Genomic DNA, 22,911 nt, shown 5'->3' on the forward strand with positions numbered 1-22,911 from the left:
TCGGTCGTGCTGGGATTCGCGGTGCCGCAATTCGGGGAGGCGGCCTACGCTGAGCTGGCCCGCTTCGCCTCGACGGCCGAGGAGCTCGGCGCCGACAGCCTCTGGGTAGGGGACCGGCTGCTGGCCGCGGTGCAACCGACCGTCGGATACGCGGGCAAGGACACCATCCCCGGGCAGTTCCGCACCGGTATCGACCCGTTCATCGCGTTGGCGGTGGCCGCGACCGCGACGACCCGAGCCCGCCTTGGGGCCAGTGTGTTCGTGGCCCCGTGGTACCCGCCGGTGCAGCTGGCCCGGCAACTCACCAGTCTGGACGTGGTCAGCGGCGGGCGCCTGATACCCGGTTTCGGCATCGGCTGGTCGCCCGAGGAGTACCAGGCTGCTGGTGCACCGTTTCGCCGTCGCGGTGCACAACTCGACGAGCTGCTGGACGCGCTGGAGCAACTGTGGACAACCAGTCCTGTTGCCCGCCAAGGGGAACGCTGGTCCATCCCGGCATCGTGGGTGAATCTCAAACCGGTACAACAACCGCGACCCCCGATCTACCTGGGTGCGTTCAGTTCGGCCGGACTCAAGCGCGTGGGTGAGCGTGCCGACGGCTGGATGGCGGTGGTTCAAGTGCCGGGCGGGGTGAACCTCGACATGCTGGCCTGGCAGCGGAAAAAGATCGACGACGCGGCCCGCGCGGCCGGACGTGATCCGTCGGCGATCGACGCCTGTGTCCGGATCAACGTCGCCGAGGACACGTCCGTGGAGTCGGTGGCTGAGGCCGTGAAGGTGCTGGCCGACAACGGATATCCCGATGTGTTCGTCGACCTGATATATGTCGCCACCACCACCGACTCCCATCTCGACTGGGTCGAACGGCTGCTGGCCTCATGAGCGGTGGATTGCTCGCGTCGGTGCGTGTGTTGGATTTGGGCGGCGCGTCTTCCGATGGGGTCGGCCGGCTGTTTGCGGACCTGGGTGCTGACGTCTTGAAGATCGAACTTCGCGACGGAACCGCGGCCCGTCGCGCGCTGCCCGCCATCGCGGGCGAAAGCATCGCGTTCGCGATGAACAACGCGAACAAGCGCAGCGCGGTGCTCGACCCGGACAGCGCCGACGGTCGGCGGCGACTCGCCGCGTTGGCCGGTGCCGCCGACATCGTCGTGGACAGCGGAAACACGGGAACAGCGGCGGCGTTCGGAACATCGGCCGCCGCGCTGGCCGAACAGTTCGGACACCTGGTGACGTTGTCGGTCACCGACTTCGGCGCCACCGGTCCATACAGTTCGCGGCAGGCGACCGACGCTGTGCTGTATGCGATGTCGACCGCTCTGTCACGGACAGGGCCGACTACGGGCAGGCCGGTGCTGCCGCCCGAGGGCGTGGCGTCGGGGACGGCCGCGGTGCAGGCCGCCTGGGCGGCGCTGGCCGCCTTCTACCGCCGATTGCGCGACGGCAGAGGCGATTACATCGACTTCTCGCGGTACGAGGGGGTGCTTCAGTCGCTCGATCCGCCGTTCGGATCGGAGGGCCAGGCTGCCGTCGGCCTCAAGTCCGCCGGTGAGCTGTGGCGGGGCCGACCGCGCAATCAGCACATCTACCCGATCTTCGCGTGCAAGGACGGCCACGTTCGCATCTGCCTGCTGTCGGCTCGCCAATGGCGCGGAATGCGTGGCTGGCTCGGCGAACCCGAGGAGTTCGCCGATCCCAAGTTCGACACCATTGCGGCCCGCTACGCCGCGTCGCGCGAACTCAACGCCGCGATCGCCGAACTGTTCGCGTCGCAGACGATGGACACGCTGGTTGCCGGTGGACAAGCGCGGGGAGTGCCGGTGGCCGCGGTCCTCACCGCGGCTGAAACCCTGACATCGGAGCACTTTCGCGCCGTCGGGGCGTTGACCGATGTCGCGATCTCCGATGACGTGAGGGTGGCCGTTCCCGTCGGCGCCGTCATCGTCGACGGCCGCCGCGCCGGGCTGGAGCGCCCGGCGCCGAAGCTGGGAACCGACGATCCCGCCTGGGCGGCAGACGCGTTCACCGTTGAGCGCCGCGACGTCGATGTGCAGCGCCCGTTCGACGGCCTGCGCATTCTCGACCTCGGGGTGATCGTCGCGGGCGGCGAGCTGGGCCGGCTTTTCGCCGACCTGGGCGCCGAGGTGATCAAGGTCGAAAGCGCCGCCTATCCCGACGGCCTTCGGCAGACGGCGCCGGGCATGACGATGAGCCGGTCGTGGGCGTTGACGCACCGCAACGAACAGAGTCTCGGCCTCGACCTGCGGCATCCCGAAGGGGCCGAGCTCTTTCGCCGTCTGGTCGCGGAATCGGACGCCGTGTTCGCCAATTTCAAGCCCGGAACACTTGAGTCGCTCGGCTTTTCGTATGAACAGCTGCGAGCCATCAACCCACGCATCGTGCTGGCGGAAAGCAGCGCATACGGGGTGACCGGTCCGTGGAGCGACCGGATGGGCTACGGCCCGCTGGTGCGTGCGGCGACAGGTGTCACCTGGCTGTGGACCTCCCAAGACGCCGAACCCGACAGCTTCTATGACGCGACCACCGTCTTCCCCGACCATGTCGCCGCCAGGCTCACCGCGGTCGCGGCGCTGGCCGCCCTGATTCGCCGCGAGCACTCCGGAATCGGTGCGCACGTGCACATTCCGCAGGCCGAGGCGGCCGTCAACCAGCTCGCCACCGCATACGTCGCCGAGGCGGCACGTACCGCAGGGGTGTCGGTGACCGAGGCCGAGGCAATCCATGGCGTCTATCCGTGCGAGGGCGACGATGAATGGTGTGTCATCTCTGTTCGGTCGCAGGCCGACCGTGCGGCGCTATCGACGGTCATCGGCCGTGACCTTCCCGAGGAGCGGGCCGCATTCATCACTGCGGTGTCGGAGTGGACGCATGCCCGCGATAAGGCGGATGTCGCCGAGACCCTGCAAGCCGCAGGTATTCCCGCGGCACCGATGAACCGGGCGGTGGACATACCCACCGACCCGCAGGTGGCGTTCCGGCGGCTCTACGTCGAGATGGCGCATCCGTTGTTCGATGCGCCGATGCTCAGCGAGACCGGACCCGCGCCCTACACCGGCATTCCCGCCGCAGAACTTCGGCCCGCCCCGATGCCGGGGGAGCAGACCCGCCAGATCTGCCAGGAGGTGCTCGGACTGAGCGCCGAGGACACCGATCGGCTCATCGCCGACGGCGTGCTTTTCACTCGACAAGGGAGCCCATGATGGATCCGCGGACGCCGGTGCTGATCGGCTATGGTCAGGTCAACCAGCACGATGAAAACCCCGACGTCGAACCGGTCGACCTGATGGAGGCGGCCGCCCGCGCCGCCGCCGACCCGCGCGTGCTGGCGGCCGTCGACGCCGTGCGCGTGGTCAACCTGCTGTCCTGGCGCTACCGTGATCCGGGACGGCTACTCGCACAGCGCATTCGGGCCGAGGGTGCCGCGACGCGGTACACCGGCATCGGCGGTAACGTGCCGCAGACACTGGTCAACAAGGCGTGCCTGGACATTCAGGCCGGCCGGTCGGAGGTCGTGCTGATCGCGGGGGCCGAGACGTGGCGCACCCGTTCCCGAGTCCGCAAGGCCGGGCGCAAGCTCAACTGGACGAGCCAGGACGACTCCGTACCGATCGCCGAAGGTTCCGACGAAGGCATCGAACTCGCCGGCCCCTCGGATCTCCGGATCAAGCTGGACCGGCCCGCCTATGTCTATCCGATGTTCGAGCAGGCGCTGCGAATCGCGGCGGGCGAATCCTCCGACGAGCACCGGCGCCGCATCGGCGAACTCTGGTCGCAGTTCAGCGCGGTGGCCGCGACGAATCCGTATGCGTGGAGCCGGGAGGCGCTGTCCGGTGACGACATCGCCGAACCCAGTCCGAGCAACCGGATGGTCAGCTGGCCGTACACCAAGCTGATGAACTCGAACAACATGGTGGACCAAGGTGCGGCGCTGCTGCTGACGTCGGTAGAGAAGGCCAACCATCTGCAGATCCCGCGCGACCGTTGGGTTTTCCCGTACGCGGGTACCGACGCGCACGACACCTACGCGATCAGCAATCGCGCCGAGTTCCACACCTCACCGGCCATCCGCATCGCGGGCAACCGCGCGCTGGAGCTGGCCGGTGCCGGTATCGACGACGTGGCGCTGATCGACCTCTACTCGTGCTTTCCCTCCGCCGTGCAGGTGGCGGCGAACGAACTCGGCCTGCCGAGCGGTGACCCCTCCCGGCCCCTGACCGTGACGGGCGGGCTCACCTTCGCGGGCGGGCCGTGGAACAACTACGTGACACATTCGATCGCCACCATGGCCGAACGCCTGGTCGCCAACCCCGGCCAGCGCGGCCTGATCACGGCCAACGGCGGCTACCTCACCAAGCACAGCTTCGGCGTGTACGGGACGGAGCCGCCGGCCCACGAATTCCGTTGGGAAGACGTACAAGACGCCGTTGACCGCGAACCCACCCGCGAGGCCGTGGTCGAGTGGTCGGGGGTGGGCACCGTCGAATCGTGGACGACGCCGTTCGACAGAGAGGGATCACCGGAGAAGGCCTTCCTCGCCGTGCGCACACCCGAGGATGCGCGTGCGCTCGCCGTGATCCCCGAGGATGTCGACGTGACGGTCCGAGAGGACATCGCCGGGGCCAAGGTTCAGGTCAACCAGGACGGCACCGCGACTCTGCTGTGAGCTAGTCGAGGTCGGCCAGCAGCGCTTCGATTCTCGTGACTATGGAGCCCCCACCGGCACGTCGGTGTACTGCGGCACGAATCCGTCAGCGGAGAACGTGAAGCCCTTGTCGCTGAACTCGCTCAGACATGAGACACCCGCCGCCTCCTGTACGTTGCAGCGGAATCCGGCTGCGGCCAGGATTCTGTTGAACGGCAGGACTTTCGCGGGTCCGGGATCGAGCGCGAATTCCGGTTCCTCCAGCGCAACGAACTGTGCGTCGCCGTCGCGTGGAATGACAAGTGCGTTCGGTGTCGCGGCGTCGCCGTCGGAGCCGGGCACCGAGTCCGGTGCGCCGGTGATGCCCATGGCTGATGGCCAGTTCGCGGTGGACTGACATCCCACCTTGTCCCGCGGAATGATCGCGCACGCCCAGTTTCCGCTGGGGGAGGTGAAGTAATAGCTCGTTCCGGCGGGCGGGTGGGCGACGTAATCGAATGCATTCGCCAAGTGCGCGTTGCTCGGCGGTGGGGTCGATGGTGATGGCGTGCCGGCGGGAAGCGCCGTGGATGATTCGTCGGTGTCGGTGACGGTGCCTCCCGAGCAACCCGCGGCCAGCGTCACCACGGCCGCCAGCGCCACCGAAAGGGTGCGGACGTTCACCTATGCGCCGACAAGCTTTTCCGGATCGACCGGTTCCCGCGACCGGACCAGCGATTTGATGTCATCGAGCCCTTCCCAGATGTTGACGTTCATCCCCGCGAGCACCCGGTTCGCGTCATCGAGCCAGTACGCTGTGAATTCGCGGCCTGCCACGTCGCCGCGGAACAGCACCCGGTCGTAGTCGGGCGCATGCCCCACGTATTCCATACCCAGGTCGTACTGGTCGGTGAAGAAATAGGGCAGTTCGGCGTACTCCTGCGGCTTTCCGAGCATGCCCGCGGCCGCGACGGCGGGCTGTTTGAGCGCGTTCGCCCAATGCTCGGTGCGGATGCGAGTACCGAACACCGGATGCTCGGCGGCGGCGATATCGCCGACGGCGAAGATATCCGGATTGCTCGTGCGCAACGCCGCATCAACGAGAACGCCGCCGTTCCCGGTGGCCAGGCCCGCCTGCTCGGCCAGCCCGATGTTGGCTGTCGCGCCGACCGCGACCAGAACGGCATCGGCGGCGACGGTCGAACCGTCGCCCAGCTTGAGCCCCGTTGCCTTGCCTCCGGCGGTGGTGATTTCGTCGACAGTGGTGCCAAGTCGCAGATCCACGCCGTGGTCGCGGTGCATCGCGGCGAATACTTCACCGGCCTCGCGGCCGAGAGCGCCCATCAACGGCACCTCTGCGGTTTCGACGACCGTGACGGCTGCGCCCCGATCGCGGGCCCCTGCGGCGACTTCGAGGCCGATCCATCCCGCACCGATGATCGCCAGCGAAGCACCTTCTGCCAGAACGGAGTTCAGCGCCTGGGCATCGTCGATGGTGCGTAGGTAGTGCACGCCCTCGGCGTCGGCGCCTGGAATCGGGGGCCGCCGGGGAGTGGACCCGGTGGCCAACACAAGCTTGTCGTAGCCCACGGTGGTGCCGTCGGGCAGGGACACGGTGTGGCCATCGGGATCGAGCGCGGACACCTCGGTGCCGAGTTGCAGCTCGACGTGGTGGTCGCGGTACCACGCCGACGACGCGGCGGTGAACTCGCCGAACTGCTTCTTGCCGAGGAGAAACTCCTTCGACAGCGGGGGACGTTCGTACGGCAGGTGCTCCTCTGCGGCGAAAAGCACGATGTGCCCGTCAAAATCCTTGTCACGCAATGCTTCTGCGGCCTTCGCTCCGGCGAGGCCGCCGCCCACGATGGCGAATGTCGACGACGTTGTCATGCCACCTGAGCTTACTCGGGACATGGCGTGGTGGATCAGGCCAACAGGTCTTTGAGCTTTCGCGCATTGCGGATGGCGTGTCCACCCAGGTCGTTGTTGAAGTACACCACCACCCGTCGTCCCTCCTCGTGCCAGCCGGCGATCCTGTCGGCCCATTCGCGCAGCTCGTCGTCGGTGTAGGAGCCCGCATAGATCGAGTCCTGCGGCGGTCCGTGCAGGCGGATGTAGACGAGAGAGCTCGTCGCCCGCGGGACACATGCCAGGCCGGGACCGCTCATCACCACGTACGCGGCGCCGTGTTGTTCCAGCAGCGCATAGACGGCCTCGTCGTTCCAGGACGGATGCCGCAATTCCATGGCCACCGGAATCCAGTCGGGCATCACGGTGAGGAAGTGGGACAGCCGGTCGTCGTCGCGTTCCTGCTCCGGATGCAGCTGGACGAGCAGCGCTTCTCGCCGGTCACCGAGCGCGGTCCAGCTGCGCTCGAACCGCTCCACCCACGGTTCGGGCGAACGCAGCCTTCGGTAGTGGGTGAGCCCCCGCTGAGCCTTGACCGACATCGTGAAACCGTCGGGCAGCCTGTCGCGCCAGCCCTCGAAGGTGGAGTCCTTCGGCCATCGGTAGAAGCTGGCGTTCAGCTCAACGGAGTCGAACTCCTGGACATACGTCGCCAGCCGCTTGGCCACCGGCAGTTTCGGCGGATACAGAACGCCCGCCCAGTGGTCATAGGACCATCCGGACGTGCCGACGCGAACAGCGTCACTTGCGCGGGAGGCTCTTGGCGTAGTCGACACCCCGAGTCACCCAGCCCTGCAACTGGCGTTTGGTTTTGACACCCTCCACGGATACCCGCAACCAGCCTCGGGTCTCTCGTCCGGCCATGACCATCGGTTCGACGTGTTCGCGTGCCAGCAGCTTCTCGGTGTCGTCGCGCGGCACCCGCACCATGAGACCGCCCTGGCCGCTCACGCACACCGACATGTTGCCGCCGATGAGGAATGCCAGCCCGCCGAACATCCGCTTCTCCTCGACACCGCGCTCGCCTGCGACAAGCTCTCGAACGCGGTGAGCCAGGTCCTCGTCGTAGGCCATGAAGCCGACCGTAACGCCATGGCGCGATTCCGGCGGAATTCGCGCCATGGCGTTACATGCGGCGCTAGGCCGCCGCCACCGCCGTATCCTCGGCAGGCACCAGTGCCTGCGCGATGATGTCGGCGACGTCGACCATCGGCTTGACCTCCAGCGACTCGAGCACGTCGGCCGGGACCCCGCCATGTTCTGGGTCCAGGTCGGCCTCGTTGCGCTGGGGGATGAAAACCGTTGACAATCCAGCTCGTTGCGCAGCCAGCAGCTTCTGCTTGACGCCGCCGATCGGCAGCACACGGCCGTTGAGCGTCACCTCACCGGTCATGCCGACATCGGAGCGGACCTGCCGCCCGGTGGCCATCGACACCAGCGCCGTCACCATCGTCACGCCGGCCGATGGACCGTCCTTGGGCACCGCGCCCGCGGGCACGTGCACATGGATCCTGCGGTCCAGAGACTTCGGGTCCACACCCAGCTGCTCGGCGTGTGCCCGCACATAGGACAGCGCGATCTGCGCGGACTCCTTCATCACGTCACCGAGCTGACCGGTCAGCTGCAGCCCAGCCTCGCCGTCGGTCGCCCCGGCTTCGATGTAGAGCACATCGCCGCCCAGTCCCGTGACCGCCAGCCCGGTGGCCACACCGGGCACCGCCGTGCGTTCCGCGGCTTCCGGCAGGAAGCGCGGGCGACCCAGGTAGTCGACGAGATCCGGCTCGTCGATCGTCAGCGGTGCATCGTCGGCTTCGGCCAACTTCGTTGTCGCCTTGCGCAACGCCTTGGCCAGCAGACGCTCGAACTGCCGCACGCCCGGCTCGCGGGTGTAGTCGGCCGCGATCTTGCGCAACGCGTCCTCGGTCACCGTCACCTCGGCTTCGGTCAGCGCCGCACGCTCGCGCTGCCGGGGCAGCAGGAAGTCCCGTGCGATGGCGACCTTGTCGTCCTCGGTGTAGCCGTCGATTTGGATCAGCTCCATCCGGTCCAGCAGGGCCGACGGGATGTTCTCGATCACGTTGGCCGTCGCCAGGAACACGACGTCCGACAAGTCCAGATCCAGCTCCAGGTAGTGGTCGCGGAACGTGTGGTTCTGCGCCGGGTCCAGCACCTCGAGCAGGGCGGCAGACGGATCGCCGCGATAGTCGGAGCCGACCTTGTCGATCTCGTCGAGCAGCACGACGGGGTTCATCGATCCCGCCTCGCCGATCGCGCGCACGATCCGGCCGGGCAGTGCACCGACGTAGGTGCGACGGTGGCCACGGATCTCGGCCTCGTCGCGCACGCCACCGAGGGCGACGCGAACGAACTTGCGGCCCAACGCCCGCGCCACGCTCTCACCGAGCGATGTCTTACCGACACCGGGGGGCCCGGCCAGCACCATGACGGCGCCGGAACCGCGACCACCGACGACGGCCATCCCTCGCTGTGCGCGTCGAGCGCGAACCGCCAGGTACTCGACGATGCGGTCCTTGACGTCCTCCAAACCGTGGTGGTCGGCGTCGAGGATCTCCCGTGCCGACTTCAGGTCGGTGGAGTCCTCGGTCGTGACGTTCCACGGCAGGTCCAGCACGGTGTCCAACCAGGTCCGGATCCAGCCACCCTCGGGACTCTGCTCGCTGGAGCGTTCCAGCTTGCCAACCTCGCGCAGCGCGGCTTCGCGGACCTTCTCGGGCAAATCGGCGGCCTCGATGCGGCCGCGGTAGTCGTCGGACCCATCGGGTTCACCCTCGCCCAGCTCCTTGCGGATGGCGTTGAGTTGCTGACGCAGCAGGAACTCCTTCTGTGTCTTCTCCATGCCTTCGCGCACGTCGTCGGCGATCTTGTCGGTGACCTCGACCTCGGCCAGATGATCGCCGGTCCACTCGATGAGCGCCTTCAGCCGCTCAGCGACATCGGGGGTCTCCAGCAGCTGACGTTTCTGCACCTGAGTCAGGTACGACGCGTAGCCGGCCGTGTCGGCCAACGCCGACGGATCGGTGAGCTGGTTCACGAAGTCGATGATCTGCCAGGCCTCGCGGCGCTGCAGCATCGCCAGCAGCAGCTTCTTGTACTCGGCGGCCAGCGCGCGGACATCGTCGGTCGGTTCGACCTCTTCGACCTCGGTCACCTCGACCCACAACGCGGCGCCGGGGCCGTTGGCGCCCGCGCCGATGTGAGCCCGCTTGGTGCCGCGCACCACCGCCGCGGTACCACTGCCACCCGCAATGCGGCCGACCTGCACGATCGATGCCAGCACGCCGTGCGTGGCGTACCGGTCCTCCAGGCGAGGCGCGATGAGTAGCTCACCGGACTCGCTCGCCTGTGCTGCGTCGACGGCGGCACGGGCCGCGTCGTCCAGCTCGATCGGCACGACCATTCCCGGCAGCACGATCGATTCGGTCAGGAACAGCACCGGCACTGATTTGGCTTCAGCCATGGTTCCTCCAAAGTTCAGTCAGATCGACTCAACCTTGGGAGGGGCGGGTTTGTTCCCGCACCGTCCCTGCCGACGTTCGTCCAGGGAATAGCGCATCTCGCGCCACCGTCGTAGCTGGGTATGACCAACCCGAGCCCGAGAAAAGTAATCGCCATCACCGGCGCAAGCAGTGGCATCGGAGAGGCCACCGCCCGCCTCCTCGGATCGCGTGGCGCTGCGCTGGTCCTCGGCGCCCGCCGCACGGACCGCCTCGATCGGATCGCCCGCGACCTCGGTTGCGCCGAGATCGTCACGGTAGCGACGGACGTGACGCGCCGAAACGATCTCGAACGCCTCGTGCAAACGGCGATCGACAGGTTCGGCCGGCTTGATGTGCTCGTGAACAACGCAGGCATCAGCGATCTCGGGCCGATCGCAGACGGCAACGTCGACGGCTGGGCGGCCATGATCGACGTCAACGTGAACGGTGTGCTGTACGGCATCGCGGCAGCGATGCCGGTTTTCCAACGGCAGGGCAGAGGCCACGTCGTGACGACGGTGTCGACGGCGGGGCTGAAGATCACGCCGACCATGGGGATCTATGCGGCAACCAAGAATGCGGTTCGCACGGTGATGGAGGCGCTTCGTGCGGAGTCCACCGATGGCGTCGTCCGAACCACATCGATCAACCCGGGATTCGTGTCGACCGAGCTCGACAGCACGATTGACGACCCCGCGATCCGGGCCCAGATACGTTCCAGCATGGACGCATTCGGCCTTGCGCCTGAAGCGGTCGCCAGGGCCATCGCGTTCGCGATCGAGCAGCCCCACGACGTCGAGATCGGGGAGATCACCATCCGGCCGACCGTTCAGGGTTAGTCACAGCGGTCACCGGTGTGGCCATCTCAATACCGGCACCGCAGTCAGCGCGCCGCCAGACCTTGTTCGACGAGCCGTAGGACCTCCTTGGTGAGGTCGGCAATCGGCACGTCGCGCGCTGTCGAGAACGCGAGCATCGCCGCGCCACGCAATTGGCCAATGATCGCCAGGGCGGCCGTGTCAGGGCGAGCATCGCCACGGATGGAGCCGTCGGCCTGACCGTCCCGGATATATTGCGCAACCGACGCTTTGAACGCCGCGTCCCGCTCGATGAACAGTGGTGCCAGCGCCGGTTCTGCTCCCGCGGCCTCCGCCCACAGCCTGAGGAACGCCTCCGAGCGCGGCGTCCGATCCCACATCCCGCCGAGATAGGCCGCGATGAAGGCTGTCAGCCGTCCCAATCCGGTCGGCGCATCGTCGGGGACATCGAACTGCTGGGTGTGCCGGATGAGCGCCTCGAGCAAGCGCGTCTTGGTGCCGAAGTGGTGGTTGACGATGCCGCGGCTGTAGCCCGCGGCCGCCCCGACAGCTGCCAGCGAGACGGCGCGCGATCCGCGAGCGGCGACGAGCTCCGTGGCAGCGTCGAGTACCCGACGCTGAGTCTCACCACGTCGTTGCACCTGCGTGCGCCGCTTACGCATGACCGCCATGGTGTCACCTGCAGAACTTGTCAGAGGCACGAACTAACTTACGTGACGTACAGCAAGTAAGTTGTCGACTCAAGGAGTGAACGCATGCCTGGCCTAGATCCCTCATCGCTTCAGCGCTTTGTCGCCGCGGACCCAAACGGTCCCGTGGTGATGCTCAACCTGCTGCGCTTCGCCGCCGACGGCGCCGACAGGTATACGGAGTACATGGAGCAGTTCGTCGCGTCCGGCGTCAAAGAGCGCTACGGCGTCACGATCGTCTACGGCGGCACGGGCGACGTGCCGTTGGTCGCCGTTGGGGGAGACGACTGGGACATGGTGGTCCTGGTGCGGTATCCCAGCCGTAAGCATTTCGTCGACATGGTCAACGACCCCGACTACCAGAGCTTCGAACACCTGCGGGCCGAGGCGGTGGCCGATACCGTGCTGCAGCCGACGAAGCCCGCGATCTGACAGATCGGGTGCAGATCACGCACAAATGCCAGGGAGCCTGCCGTTCGGGGGTTACGGCAGGCTCCCTGTAGTGGGTGGAACTTATGCGGTGGCTTGCGCCCCCAGCACCCGCTGGATATCGGGCTTCATCATCTCGAGCTGCTGGCCCCAGTAGCCCCAGCTGTGCGTGCCCTGCTGCGGGAAGTTGAACACACCGTTGGTGCCGCCAGCCGCGACGTAGTTGTCCTTGAAGCTGACGTTGGTGCGCAGCGTCAGTCCCTCGAGGAACTGCGCGGCCATCATGTTGCCGCCGCCACCGCTGGTATCCAGGTCCGACGGCGTACCGGAGCCGCAGTAGATCCAGACCCTGGTGTTGTTGGCGACCAGCTGATTGATGTTGACCATCGGGTCGTTCCGCTTCCACGCCGGATCCGAGGACGGACCCCACATGCTCTCGGCGTTGTAGCCGCCCGCGTCGTTCATCGCCAGCCCGATCAACATCGGCCACCAGCCCTCGGACGGATTCAGGAAGCCCGACAGCGATGCGGCGTAGATGAACTTCTGCGGGTGATAGATCGAGTACGTCAGCGCCGTGGCGCCGGCCATGGAAATGCCGACCACCGCGTTGCCGAGCTGCGAGACACCCTTGTTGGCCTCCAGCCAAGCGGGCAGCTCGTTCGTCAGGAACGTCTCCCACTTGTAGGTGTAATCCTGGCCGTTACCCCGTGACGGCTGATACCAGTCGGTGTAGAAGCTCGACATGCCACCGACGGGCATGACTGTCGACAGACCCGACTGGTAGTACCACTCGAAGGCCGGGGTGTTGATGTCCCAGCCGTTGAAATCGTCCTGCGCCCGCAGTCCGTCGAGCAGGTACACCGCATGCGGACCTCCGCCCTGGAACTGCACGCGGATGTTGCGGTTCATCGACGGGGAGAACACATCCAGATACTCGACCGGCAGACCCGGCCGGGAGAACGCACCAGCTGTCGCCGAACCCCCGACGAAGCCGATCAGCCCGGGCAGAGTCGCCGCCGCAACGGCGCTCACCGCCAGCCTGCGGAACCACTTACTCCGAAACCTCTCAAAGACCTTCATAACGGCAACCAACCCACCTTTCATCACCTGGCGCAAAGCCTTTGCCATTGCTCTGCCTGCGTAATGAAACACGTGGGCCGGGCGAGTTCGGATGCTCAACACTCGGTTGCGATATCGCGGTTGGCTAACGATTCCGACTCGGCGAGGACTCAGCAATCGCCGATTTGTGCTGTGGCCTGTGTGAATACTGTGACTGGAGTGAATTAGCGAGCGGTTACGACAAGCCGGGTCTCAGTCGGTGCAGCTGTGTTACGTGGCGCGGTTCCAATTCGGCGAGGGACGTCACCCCGAGCAGCGCCATGGTGCGGCTGACCTGCCCTGACAGGATCTCGATGGCGCGGTCGACGCCCGCCTCGCCGCCGGCCATCAGACCGTATAGATAGGCGCGACCGACCAAGGTGAACCGCGCGCCCAGCGCGATGGCCGCCACGACGTCAGCGCCGGACATGATGCCGGTGTCCAGCAAAACCTCGGTGTCGCGTCCGAGCTCCGCGGCCACGCGTGGCAACAAATGGAAGGGGACGGGCGCGCGGTCCAGTTGACGGCCGCCGTGGTTTGACAGCAGGATCCCGTCGGCACCGAGGTCGACGACCGATCTGGCGTCCTCGAGGGTCTGAATCCCCTTGACCACCAACTTGTTCGGCCACTGCGACTTGATCCAGGCCAGATCGTCGAATGTCACCGTCGGATCGAACATGCTGTCCAGGTACTGGGCGACCGTGCCGGGCCATCGGTCCAGCGATGCGAACGACAATGGTTCGGTGGTCAGCAGGTCGAACCACCAGCGGGGGTGCGGTATCGCGTCCAGGACCGTACGCAGCGTCAGCGCCGGCGGAATCGACATACCGTTGCGAGTGTCGCGGAGGCGGGCCCCCGCGACGGGAACGTCCACCGTCACGAGCAGCGTGTCGAATCCCGCCGCTGCGGCCCGCTCGACCAGCGCCATCGACCGGTCCCGGTCCTTCCACATGTACAGCTGGAACCAGTTGCGTCCGTGTGGGTTTGCAGCTTTGACCTGTTCAATGGAGGTGGTGCCCAAGGTGGACAACGAGAACGGGATGCCCGCACGGGCGGCGGCGTGTGCGCCGGCGATCTCACCCTCGGTATGCATCAACCTGGTGAATCCGGTGGGCGCGATCCCGAACGGCTGGGCAACGCGGTCGCCGAGTACGGTCGCGCCGGTGTCGACTTTGGCGACGTCGCGCAGGATGGTCGGGTGGAATTCGATGTCGCGGAACGCTTGTCGCGCCCGCGCCAGTGACAACTCCTCCTCGGCGGCACCGTCGGTGTAGTCGAACGCCGCCTTCGGCGTGCGACGTTTGGCGATACGGCGCAGGTCCTCGATCGTCAGCGCGCTGTCGAGACGGCGGCGCGTGACGTTCAGGTCCGGCTTACGGAATTGCAGCAGCGGTGCCAGCTCACGTGGTCGCGGCAGTCGGCGCTTCATCGCAGAGCTCAGTCCTGCGCGGCGGCCAGGGCCCGCCGCAGGCTCTCGCGCCGTTCTTCGATCGCCCGACCGAAGTCCTGCAGCAGCACCGGCTTTTTCGATACCAGGTCCTCGATGACGTCGCGGTCGAACCGCAGCACGGTCACTTCCTCGAGCGCATATGCGGCAGCGGTGACCGGTTCGAGGGTCAGGGCCGTCTGGCCGAGGAAGTCGCCCGATTCGAGCGTCCGCACCGGCACGATCCCACCGGTATCGTCGGTCACCGCGAGTCGAACCCTCCCGTTGACGATGAACGTCATTCGCTTGGGTACCTGACCGGAGTACTGGAGGTACTCGTCGGCGCCGTACCGGGTAAGGCGCACTCGTGTCACCAGGTCCTCTTGGTCCTCCGGACTCAGCCGCAGGGTGGGTGCGATGATCCGCAACGATGTCTGCACCCGCTCGGTGGTCGCGAACTCGTCCTCGGCCTCGTCGAGATGGAGACCGGCTCGTCGCGATGCGTACCAAACCCAGCGCATGAACTGTGATTTGGCGGCGAAGTCGTCGGCAGGGGAGCGCACCGGTACTCCAGTGCTGTACTCCATCGCGCCGGATCGAACGCTGGACGGCGTCGCGCCCGGTCGCAGTTGCGGCAGCATGGCGGCCACCCGGTTGAGCATGGCGATGACGTCATCGGGCGGATCGTCGACCGAAAAGGTGGTGGTGACGCTCAAGGCGTGGGTGCCCGCAGGCCGGCTGAAGTTCTTGAACGACGCCGCGGCCAAGGCCGAGTTGGGCATGATCATCATGCCGCTGCCGGTGTCGATATGCGTTGCGCGCCAGTTGACTTCGACCACCCGGCCCCGCGCGGTCGGAGCGTCGATCCAATCACCCAATTGAAACGGCTGCTCGAACAACAAGAGCAACCCCGAGATTATCTGTCCAACCGAATTCTGCAGTGCAAGGCCGAGGACGATCGACGACACGCCCAGCGCCGTGAACAGGCCGCCGACGTTGGCGCCCCAGATGTAAGCGAGCATGATGCCGACGCCGACGGCGATCACCGCGAACCGGGCCACGTCGAGGAAAATCGACGGAATTCGCTTGCGCCAACTGCCCTCCGGAGCGCCCTGGAACATCGTCGCGTTGAGGCCGGACAACAGCAGGACCAGGACGACGAAACCGAAGACGGTGGCGACGACGCGCACCGGCGTCGCTTCTCCGTTGATCTGGATGGCCTGCACCAGCAGGATCAGCAACGCACCGAGGGGCAGAATATAGTTGCGCACCAGATGCACCGGGCGGGCAAGTGCGTTGTTGCGGCGCAGCAGCGCATTGTGTAACTCGGTCAGGAGCACCAGGCATACGGGGAAGCCGATGGCAACCGCGATGGCCCAGTAAAACCACTCCGAATCGAAAATGCTGGTCATTGATGCGCCAACCGCCAGACAGGTTGTTCTTCACCATCGACGGTGATCACGCCCGCGGATTCGAACTTGCGGCTGTCGCGCATCGTGTCGTAAACGGCCGAGGTGACGTACACGCCGGGTTGTGGCGAGCCGCTCTGCACCTGATAGGCGAGGTTCACCGCCGACCCCCACATGTCATAGGCGAGAGTGGACCGCGCCACCAGGCCGCTGGTGACCGTGCCGGTGTCGATGCCGGCCCGCAGGCTGAGGTCGTGTCCGGTCTCGGCGTTGAATCTTTCGATGATTCGCTGCATCTCGATAGCGAAATCGACAGTGCGCCTGACGTTGTCGAGTCGGGGCACACTCAGCCCGCAACTGGCGAGGTAACCGTTGTGCAGGGTGCGTACCTGCTCGACACCGAGATTCTCTGCCGCGGCATCGAATTGGCGTGTCAGCTTGTTGACGATCGTGAGGAGCTCGTCGGAGTTCAGATCACGTGACAGGGCGTCGAGCCCGACGACGTCGGCGAAGATCACCGTGACGTCATTGTGGTCCTGGGCGATGGTCTCCTCGCCCTCCCGGTACCGCTGAACGACCGGCTCCGGCATCAGGGACAGCATCAGCCGGTCGTTCTCCCGGCGTTGCTCGGCGAGCAAATCCTCCTTGATGGCCAGGTTGCGGCTCATATCGTTGAAGGCGACGGTGAGATCACCGAACTCGTCGCGCGAATGCACCGGGAGGTTGATGTTGTAGTCGCCCGAACTGATCTTCTGGGCACCGGTTTCGAGCCGGCGGATGGGTCGCACGAACAATCGGGCAAGCAGCATCGCGGCAAGACAGACGACGAAGATGATCACGACCGTCGACAGCACCAGTGTGCGGGTGAACGCGGATACCGGGGCGAACGCCTCCGATGTGTCGATCTTGGCGATCACGTTCCACCGCAAGCCCTCGAGATCGGCGGGGGCGTAGGCCTGCAACGTCTCTTTGCCGAGATAGTCCTGGGCGATCAGTGTGCCCGATTGTCCCCGCTGTGCGAGTTTGGTGGCGTCCGTGGGCACGGGCTGTATCAGCGTCGTGCCGCCCCGGTCGATCGCCTCCTGGGCGATGTCCGGTGGAGTGCCCGCCTCGACGACGTCGCGTTTGTATGCTTCGGGGTCCTCGATGAACAGGCGCGAATCCGACCGCATCAAGTCGTCGTCGCCGACGATGAACGTCTCGCCCGTCTCGCCCATGCCGGACTCTTGCCACTTGCGGTCCATCGTCATCAGGCGGTTCACCTTGGAGATCGGGAACTGCAGGGCCAGCACCCCGTCTACCCGGCCCTGGGGGCCGACCGGCGACAGGAACCATGCGGTCGGCTCGTCGGCCGGTTCGTACTCCCCGAAGTCGGTCAGGCCGACGTAGTCCACGGTGTTCGAATCGAGCGCCTCCTGGTAGGCGGCGGCCAGGGGACCGCCCTTGAAGGGGCCGCTGAAGATGTTGGTGCCCAGATCGACGCCCTTGTAGGCGGTGTAGACGATGTTGCCCCGGGTGTCGAACAGCAACGCGTCCTCGAACTCGAACCGCGTGACGATCTCCCGGTAGAAGTCGTTGTAGCGGGCGTTGGCCGCCGACCATGCACTCCCGTCGCCGGCATCGTCGAACGCGATCGCCTTGTCCCAATCCGAGAACGGTGCGGTGTAGTACGCCTGGAGGTAGCGCTGAGCATTCGTGTCCGGCAGCACCGCCTCGACGTCGACCTCCTCGCCGGCCTTCTTCTTCGTCGGTGCGAACTGGTTGGTGTAGTAGTCGACGATGGACTGCTGTTGGGCCACGCTGATATTCGCGGCGTTGAGTTGATCGAAGCCGGCCGTGAAGGCTTGGACGGCCTGCGTCGACGTGGCTCCCCGCGAGTAGACGACGAGGGAGTCCTTCAGGTCTCCGATGCCTTCTCGCAGCTGGCGGCTCTGCGACTGGCGGATCTCGGTGAGGCGGTCGAACACCGACTCGCGCAGCGACGACCTGCCCGACTGGTATCCGATCGCACCGACCACGGCCGCCGACAGGACGCTGGTGATGAGAAGCATCATCAAGAGCTTCGACTGAATGCTGACCCTCGACGCGACGGGTAGTCGAAAATTTCTGGATTTCTTGACCGGCTCAGCCGTCGTCGACGATTCCGGATCATTCGATGTCGTCATTGAATCGCAAACACTATCCTGCAAAACTTGCCGAAGAGGGGGCTGTAGACAAATTGTTGTCATCGGAAGCAGCGGATCCATTCGACCTGCAACGCTTTGTCGATGCCCAGCACCGTGCGTATGCGACGGCCCTGGATGAACTGCGCAGCGGCCGCAAACGCAGCCACTGGATCTGGTTCGTCTTTCCCCAACTACAGGGTCTCGGGCGCAGCCCGACGGCGATCCGGTACAGCATCACCTCACTGGACGAGGCCAGGGCGTATCTCGATCACCCGGTGCTCGGCCCCCGGCTGCGAGAATGTGCGCGTGTCGTAGCCGGCATCCAGGGCGCCTCGGCCGACGACATCTTCGGCTGGCCCGACAACATGAAGGTGCGGTCGTCGATGACGTTGTTCGCCCGAGCCGCCGAGTCCGCCGAAGTGCAAGCCGACTTTCGTGCCGTGCTGGATCGGCTCTACGACGGTGTGGAGGATGAGCTCACTGCCGAGCAGCTGGCGAGATGATCAACCAGCCGTGCGGCTCGACATCCACCTGAGAAACGACGTCCTGTGGTGGTGCCCCCGACCCGGCGAGAATGATGCCATGGTCGAAGCCCAGCTGCGGCAGGGAGGCGGACAGCGGCTCGTCGCCGATATTGAGCGCGACGACAAGCGCGTCGGCACCGTTGCGCGTCTGGTACACGTACTGCCGGTTGGTCAGTTGCAGCGGCGACGTGCGCGCGGTGTGCAGCCACGGATGTCGTCTGCGTAATCCGATCAGGTATTGGTGCAGTCGGAACTCGTCCCGACCATGTTGGTCGACACCGTCTGGCGGAGAACTGAATTCGGGTCGCACCGCATCATCGCCGCCGAATCGCTCCTCTTTGATTCCGCGGTAGGCGAACTCGTCGCCCGCGTAGATGCTCGGCGTGCCTCCGGTAGTCAGCAGGAGGACGAGCGCGTGTGCCAGGTGTTTGGTGTTCTCCAACCGGCTGGCGATGCGGGTCACGTCGTGATTGCCGACGAACGTCATCGGCACGAAGGCGTCGAGGAATTCGCTGTGTCGTACCAGCGCCCAGTCGATCTCGTGAAAGTTCCCGTCGTTTAGGCCGCTCCAGATCGCTTTCCACAGTTCGTACTGCGTCACGGAGTCGAAGCCCGCGTCACGCACCCGCGCCGAGTAGTCGCCGTGAATGACTTCCCCGACGAACCACGCCTCGGGGAAGGCCGACCGAACGCGGGGAAGCACCTGCGCCCAGAACCGGTCGGGGACGGCGTAGGCGGCATCCAACCGCCAGCCGTCGGCGCCGCGGCCCAGCCAGTGCGACATGACGTCGACGGTGTAGTCGACGACTTCTGGGTTGTCGTGATCGAGCGCGATCAAGTCGCCGTGGCCTTCGAACGTGTCGAACCCAGAACCGTTGCGCTGCTTGCGGAACCACGAGGTATTGGCGAATTCGGTACCTACGTGGTTGAAGACGCCGTCGAGCAACACGCGCAGACCGCGGCTGCGCGCCTCGGCGATCAGGTGATCGAAGTCGCCGTCGTCGCCGAGGCGGGGATCGATCCGGTAATGGTCGGTGGTGTCGTAGCCGTGGGTGCGCGAGGCGAATATCGGACCGAGCGCCAGCCCCGAGGCGCCGAGGCCGATGACGTGATCCAGCCATTCGACCACGCGGCGCAGTCGATGCTCAGTGGCGGCCGGGGGTATGCCGGCCGGGTACGCCCCGACGAAGCCCAACGGGTAGACCTGCCACCAGATCGCGTGCTCCACCCAGGCCGGTTCCATTGCGGATGAGCGCCCGCCCGAAGACCCTGTCAAGGCCGGAACTTCGCTTCGTAGAGTGCCTTCATCTCATCCGCGTATTCGGCCGCCGGGCCGTCCACCTCGACGTGCGGTGCGACGGCGGTGATGGGGAGCGGCGCCACCGGCGGCGGTGTCGCACCCCACTCGGCCAGCCACTGGGTCAACTGTTCCGACGATGTCGCATAGACGATGCGGCCCAAGCCGACCCACGCGTGCGCCGCCGCGCACATCGGGCAGTGCTCGCCGGAGGTGTACACCGTCGCGGTGATCCGTTCGGCGGGGGAGAGCTTCTCGACGGCCCACCGCGCAATCGCGAATTCGGGGTGGCGGGTGTGGTCACCGTCCTTGACGCGGTTGCGGTCCTCGAATCGGATCCGACCGTCGGCATCGACGAGGATCGACCCGAACGGCTGGTCACCGTCTTCGAGTGCTTCGCGCGCGAGTTCGACACAACGGCCCAGGCGTTCAAGATCATGGTCGTCGATGGCCACAATCAAGAAGCTTACGGATTGGCGATCAGTCAGGAGGCCCGCGTACCGGGCACGGACGTCAGGCGTTGCGAAACGTGCCGGATCGGATCATGGCGGCGCCAATGGCCAGCACGCATCCGGCCGCAGCCCAGGCGAGCAGGGTGGCGAGCGAGCTCGCTGCACCGTTCGTGCCGAAGTACTCGACACTGCGCAGCAGCGCGACGCCGGAGCCTTGGGGCACGATCGCGTTGAACGTCGTGTAGAAGCCGGACAACAGTGGCTTGCCGACAGGGCCTGCCGCGGCGGCGTTGCCGATGATCACGAGGAACGCCGTGAGTGCCGCAGAGGCCACGGTGCCGAACGCTGCCGCAACGCCGGTCACCGCTCCCGCGACCGCCATCGCGTAGACGAAGAGCGCGCCGAACACCTGCCAGGTGTGTCCGGTGAGCGCGCCGAGGATCACGTCGACATACAGGGTCACACCACCTGCCAGCACCAGCGAGTACGCAACGAGACTCAATGTGCGCCAAGCAAATGTGGACGGCTTGTGCACGTTGCCCATCATTCGCCCGAAGATCGTGGCGCCCACCGAGGCGCCGATCGACAGGAAGATGACGGCGTAGAACACGACGGTGCCCTGCGGGTCGGCCGCGTTGGTCGGGGCGACGTCGGTGACATCTGCCGTCAGCCCGGCCTCGGCGGCGATGCCACGTCCGACCGTCTCGGCGGCGGCCGCGACGCTTCGGCCGCCGCCACCGGCCACATAGATGTCCAGGTGGCCGGGCGCGTCGACGACGAATGCCGCGTCTGTCTTGCGCTGGAAGACCTGATCGCGTGCCGCGGCCGCGTCGACCACCTGCGTGACGCCGAGCGCGTCCTGCCCGCGGACCCCGTCCACGAGTTGCTGTGGTGCTGCAATGGCGATGTTCAGGTGGTGCAGCGTCGGTTTGGCGAAGGCGCCCGAGTAGCTGGCGATCATCGCGATGACGAACACCGCGAGCGCCGCCATGACCACTGCCATGTTGCGAATGTCCCTGCGCGAAGGCTGAATATCGATTCTCCCGACGAGGGGAGCGTGGTGCTTGCCCACGGTGGATCCTTTCTGTTCAGGTCGTGAAGTGCGGGCGGGAAAGCAGCGCGTCGACGGTGTCGAGCGCTACGGTCACCCGGCCGAGGAGATCAACGGCTTGGCCCGATTCGCTGGGGTCTTCCATCCATGACCGCAGTACCTCCTGGAATCCACCCACCAAGAAGCGGCTGACCGCTCCGGGTTCGAGGCCCGCGGCGGCTCCGACGACGGGTAGGGCTCGGGCGGCCAACTCCTCACATGCCGGGAGGAGTTCGCCGCGGAACGCGGCGACCACCTTCTGGGCCACCGGACTGGGCACGACGTTGCGGTACATCGCGCGGTGTTCGGCGGCGAGCCCGAAGACCCGCAGAATCCGGGATCTCGGTTCGTCGTCCACATGGGCGGTCGCGGCCGCGAAGGCGATGACGAACGCTGTGGCGACCGCGTCGTCGCGGTCGGCGAAGTGCCGGTAGAAGACCTGCCTGCTGACGCCGGCCCGTGCCACGAGATCGCCGACGGTGAGCTGATCGACCGGGCGTTCATGGGCCAGCGCGAATGCCGCGTCGATCAACTTGGCTCGTACGCGCTCGGCGCGCGGGTCGGCGCTTTGGGTGCGGGTGGCCACGGATCGAGCCTAGGTTATTTCATGGACAACTGACTACGAAAATCTAGGTTAGCTAACACACCCTGGCGTGCCGACGTGACGTCGGCCTCAAAACTCGGTGTTACATGCAATGACACCGCTGCGAGTGCACTCGACACGCGGGAGTTGATTTCGCGATCGGGATAGCGAATTTATTGACGGTGCTGTAGATCTATATCCGCCGGTCAGTCTTGGCCGTTTCTGCCTCCGAGAGGAATTCCATGGATATCGCACGTTCGTCGGCGACGAGCTTGGCCGTCGCGGCGCTGATCATCGGGGTCGCCGCCGGCTGCAGCAAGTCGGACGACTCGGCGTCGGAGTCGTCGACTTCTGCGACGTCCACGACCACATCCGCCGAGGCCACTACCTCGGAGGAGTCCACCTCGGCGGAGGCCAGCACGCCCGCCGCGGAGCCGAGCGATTACGGCTCACTACTCCTTCCGCCGACCGATATCGGTCCTGACATCGCCACTCCGGGTGGTGTGCAGTTGAACCCGGGCGGGAACCCCGGCGCGGCGCAGGTCTATTCGAGTCCTGAAGGCCACCGGCAGATCATCGACACCATCCTCGTCTTTCCCGATGTCGCAGCCGCCGAGTCGAATTTTCAGAGCAACTCGGCCACGATGAACACCGTGGTCACCGGTGCGCCCGCACCGGTCGAGGTTGGCGACCAGGGTGTCATGGCGATCGGTACCTCACCTGACGGCAGCAAAGCGGTGACCGTACTTCTGTTCACCCAGGGCAAAGCCTTGGTGTCGATGAACTTCGAGAGCGCACCGAACGACCCGGTTCCGCCGGAACAAGCGCAGGACATTGCGATGCAGCAGGCGACGCTCATCGCAGACAATCTGCCCGAGGAGTAG

General features: G+C 66.0%; 21 protein-coding genes. 7 read left to right on the top strand and 14 right to left on the bottom strand.

Annotated elements, in window-relative coordinates:
- Positions 1–6 precede the first annotated feature (6 nt).
- The 3 genes from M1248_RS14240 to M1248_RS14250 are packed head-to-tail and all read left to right on the top strand — an operon-like array spanning position 7 to position 4,684.
- Positions 7–882, top strand: coding sequence for a TIGR03619 family F420-dependent LLM class oxidoreductase (locus M1248_RS14240; protein ID WP_317148747.1), 876 nt, complete (start codon positions 7–9; stop codon positions 880–882).
- A complete protein-coding gene (locus M1248_RS14245) occupies positions 879–3,221 on the top strand; it encodes a CaiB/BaiF CoA-transferase family protein (protein WP_163728446.1) in 2,343 nt (780 codons plus the stop codon). Before M1248_RS14240 ends, M1248_RS14245 begins: the two co-directional genes overlap by 4 nt.
- Complete coding sequence (locus tag M1248_RS14250) at positions 3,221–4,684, top strand: acetyl-CoA acetyltransferase (protein WP_317148748.1); 1,464 nt, start codon at positions 3,221–3,223, stop codon at positions 4,682–4,684. The genes M1248_RS14245 and M1248_RS14250 overlap by 1 nt, the downstream gene beginning before the upstream one ends.
- 39 nt (positions 4,685–4,723) lie before the next feature.
- On the opposite strand, the gene M1248_RS14255 is transcribed toward M1248_RS14250, so the two are convergent.
- The 5 genes from M1248_RS14255 to lon form a co-directional block, all read right to left on the bottom strand.
- Positions 4,724–5,326, bottom strand: a complete 603-nt coding sequence (locus tag M1248_RS14255; protein WP_317148749.1) for a hypothetical protein — start codon at positions 5,324–5,326, stop codon at positions 4,724–4,726.
- Positions 5,327–6,532: an NAD(P)/FAD-dependent oxidoreductase gene (locus tag M1248_RS14260; protein WP_317148750.1), complete on the bottom strand. Its 1,206-nt coding sequence runs from the start codon at positions 6,530–6,532 to the stop codon at positions 5,327–5,329.
- 35 nt (positions 6,533–6,567) lie between these two features.
- A complete protein-coding gene (locus M1248_RS14265; RefSeq protein ID WP_317148751.1) occupies positions 6,568–7,326 on the bottom strand; it encodes a DUF72 domain-containing protein in 759 nt (252 codons plus the stop codon).
- Positions 7,292–7,624 carry a TfoX/Sxy family protein gene (locus M1248_RS14270; RefSeq protein ID WP_163728430.1) on the bottom strand — a complete coding sequence of 111 codons (333 nt, stop codon included), beginning with the start codon at positions 7,622–7,624 and terminating at the stop codon, positions 7,292–7,294. Before M1248_RS14270 ends, M1248_RS14265 begins: the two co-directional genes overlap by 35 nt.
- A gap of 64 nt (positions 7,625–7,688) precedes the next feature.
- Positions 7,689–10,028, bottom strand: a complete 2,340-nt coding sequence (lon, locus tag M1248_RS14275; RefSeq protein WP_317148752.1) for an endopeptidase La — start codon at positions 10,026–10,028, stop codon at positions 7,689–7,691.
- Positions 10,029–10,148: 120 nt separating this feature from the next.
- Here lon and M1248_RS14280 point away from each other — a divergent pair, with 120 nt between their 5' ends.
- On the top strand, positions 10,149–10,886 hold the full coding sequence (locus M1248_RS14280) for an SDR family oxidoreductase (RefSeq protein WP_317148753.1): 738 nt from the start codon (positions 10,149–10,151) through the stop codon (positions 10,884–10,886).
- Positions 10,887–10,930: 44 nt separating this feature from the next.
- On the opposite strand, the gene M1248_RS14285 is transcribed toward M1248_RS14280, so the two are convergent.
- Positions 10,931–11,536 carry a TetR/AcrR family transcriptional regulator gene (locus M1248_RS14285; protein WP_317148754.1) on the bottom strand — a complete coding sequence of 202 codons (606 nt, stop codon included), beginning with the start codon at positions 11,534–11,536 and terminating at the stop codon, positions 10,931–10,933.
- An 84-nt stretch (positions 11,537–11,620) separates the two neighbouring features.
- Here M1248_RS14285 and M1248_RS14290 point away from each other — a divergent pair, with 84 nt between their 5' ends.
- On the top strand, positions 11,621–11,986 hold the full coding sequence (locus M1248_RS14290) for a DUF1330 domain-containing protein (protein ID WP_317148755.1): 366 nt from the start codon (positions 11,621–11,623) through the stop codon (positions 11,984–11,986).
- Positions 11,987–12,067: 81 nt separating this feature from the next.
- Here the strand turns inward: M1248_RS14290 and M1248_RS14295 are convergent, their stop codons facing one another.
- The 4 genes from M1248_RS14295 to M1248_RS14310 all read right to left on the bottom strand — a co-directional run bounded on the left by M1248_RS14295 (position 12,068) and on the right by M1248_RS14310 (position 18,081).
- Entirely contained in the window at positions 12,068–13,063 is a 996-nt protein-coding gene (locus M1248_RS14295) for an esterase family protein (protein WP_163685128.1), read from the bottom strand.
- 214 nt (positions 13,064–13,277) lie between these two features.
- Positions 13,278–14,510: an alpha-hydroxy acid oxidase gene (locus M1248_RS14300; protein WP_317148756.1), complete on the bottom strand. Its 1,233-nt coding sequence runs from the start codon at positions 14,508–14,510 to the stop codon at positions 13,278–13,280.
- 8 nt (positions 14,511–14,518) lie between these two features.
- Positions 14,519–15,919, bottom strand: a complete 1,401-nt coding sequence (locus M1248_RS14305; RefSeq protein ID WP_317148757.1) for a mechanosensitive ion channel family protein — start codon at positions 15,917–15,919, stop codon at positions 14,519–14,521.
- Complete coding sequence (locus tag M1248_RS14310) at positions 15,916–18,081, bottom strand: adenylate/guanylate cyclase domain-containing protein (RefSeq protein WP_317148758.1); 2,166 nt, start codon at positions 18,079–18,081, stop codon at positions 15,916–15,918. The genes M1248_RS14305 and M1248_RS14310 overlap by 4 nt, the downstream gene beginning before the upstream one ends.
- 53 nt (positions 18,082–18,134) lie before the next feature.
- On the opposite strand from M1248_RS14310, the gene M1248_RS14315 reads away from it, so the two are divergent.
- Complete coding sequence (locus M1248_RS14315) at positions 18,135–18,584, top strand: DUF1810 domain-containing protein (RefSeq protein WP_232076108.1); 450 nt, start codon at positions 18,135–18,137, stop codon at positions 18,582–18,584.
- Here M1248_RS14315 and M1248_RS14320 read toward each other — a convergent pair.
- The 4 genes from M1248_RS14320 to M1248_RS14335 are packed head-to-tail and all read right to left on the bottom strand — an operon-like array spanning position 18,559 to position 22,030.
- The gene (locus M1248_RS14320; RefSeq protein WP_317148759.1) at positions 18,559–19,848 is read right to left on the bottom strand and encodes an alpha-amylase family protein; all 1,290 of its coding nucleotides are present in this window, start codon (positions 19,846–19,848) and stop codon (positions 18,559–18,561) included. The two genes, M1248_RS14315 and M1248_RS14320, sit on opposite strands and share 26 nt — an antisense overlap.
- A gap of 29 nt (positions 19,849–19,877) precedes the next feature.
- Entirely contained in the window at positions 19,878–20,357 is a 480-nt protein-coding gene (locus M1248_RS14325; protein WP_317148760.1) for a nucleoside deaminase, read from the bottom strand.
- Positions 20,358–20,415: 58 nt separating this feature from the next.
- A complete protein-coding gene (locus tag M1248_RS14330; RefSeq protein ID WP_410506667.1) occupies positions 20,416–21,426 on the bottom strand; it encodes a hypothetical protein in 1,011 nt (336 codons plus the stop codon).
- Between the two features lie 16 nt (positions 21,427–21,442).
- Entirely contained in the window at positions 21,443–22,030 is a 588-nt protein-coding gene (locus M1248_RS14335; protein WP_317148762.1) for a helix-turn-helix domain-containing protein, read from the bottom strand.
- Positions 22,031–22,269: 239 nt separating this feature from the next.
- Here M1248_RS14335 and M1248_RS14340 point away from each other — a divergent pair, with 239 nt between their 5' ends.
- Positions 22,270–22,911 (top strand): hypothetical protein, encoded by a 642-nt coding sequence (locus tag M1248_RS14340; protein ID WP_163728403.1) that lies wholly within the window; start codon positions 22,270–22,272, stop codon positions 22,909–22,911.

The sequence above is a fragment of the Mycobacterium sp. 29Ha genome (assembly GCF_032883055.1).
GTDB classification, from domain to species: Bacteria; Actinomycetota; Actinomycetes; order Mycobacteriales; family Mycobacteriaceae; genus Mycobacterium; species Mycobacterium gallinarum.

Coding starts and splice junctions, on each gene's coding strand:
- M1248_RS14305 (WP_317148757.1), bottom strand. CDS start 15,919: ATGACCAGCATTTTCGATTCGGAGTGGTTTTACTGGGCCATCGCGGTT.
- M1248_RS14300 (WP_317148756.1), bottom strand. CDS start 14,510: ATGAAGCGCCGACTGCCGCGACCACGTGAGCTGGCACCGCTGCTGCAA.
- M1248_RS14340 (WP_163728403.1), top strand. CDS start 22,270: ATGGATATCGCACGTTCGTCGGCGACGAGCTTGGCCGTCGCGGCGCTG.
- lon (WP_317148752.1), bottom strand. CDS start 10,028: ATGGCTGAAGCCAAATCAGTGCCGGTGCTGTTCCTGACCGAATCGATC.
- M1248_RS14295 (WP_163685128.1), bottom strand. CDS start 13,063: ATGAAGGTCTTTGAGAGGTTTCGGAGTAAGTGGTTCCGCAGGCTGGCG.
- M1248_RS14245 (WP_163728446.1), top strand. CDS start 879: ATGAGCGGTGGATTGCTCGCGTCGGTGCGTGTGTTGGATTTGGGCGGC.
- M1248_RS14320 (WP_317148759.1), bottom strand. CDS start 19,848: ATGGAACCGGCCTGGGTGGAGCACGCGATCTGGTGGCAGGTCTACCCG.
- M1248_RS14250 (WP_317148748.1), top strand. CDS start 3,221: ATGGATCCGCGGACGCCGGTGCTGATCGGCTATGGTCAGGTCAACCAG.
- M1248_RS14270 (WP_163728430.1), bottom strand. CDS start 7,624: ATGGCCTACGACGAGGACCTGGCTCACCGCGTTCGAGAGCTTGTCGCA.
- M1248_RS14310 (WP_317148758.1), bottom strand. CDS start 18,081: ATGACGACATCGAATGATCCGGAATCGTCGACGACGGCTGAGCCGGTC.
- M1248_RS14285 (WP_317148754.1), bottom strand. CDS start 11,536: ATGGCGGTCATGCGTAAGCGGCGCACGCAGGTGCAACGACGTGGTGAG.
- M1248_RS14290 (WP_317148755.1), top strand. CDS start 11,621: ATGCCTGGCCTAGATCCCTCATCGCTTCAGCGCTTTGTCGCCGCGGAC.
- M1248_RS14260 (WP_317148750.1), bottom strand. CDS start 6,532: ATGACAACGTCGTCGACATTCGCCATCGTGGGCGGCGGCCTCGCCGGA.
- M1248_RS14280 (WP_317148753.1), top strand. CDS start 10,149: ATGACCAACCCGAGCCCGAGAAAAGTAATCGCCATCACCGGCGCAAGC.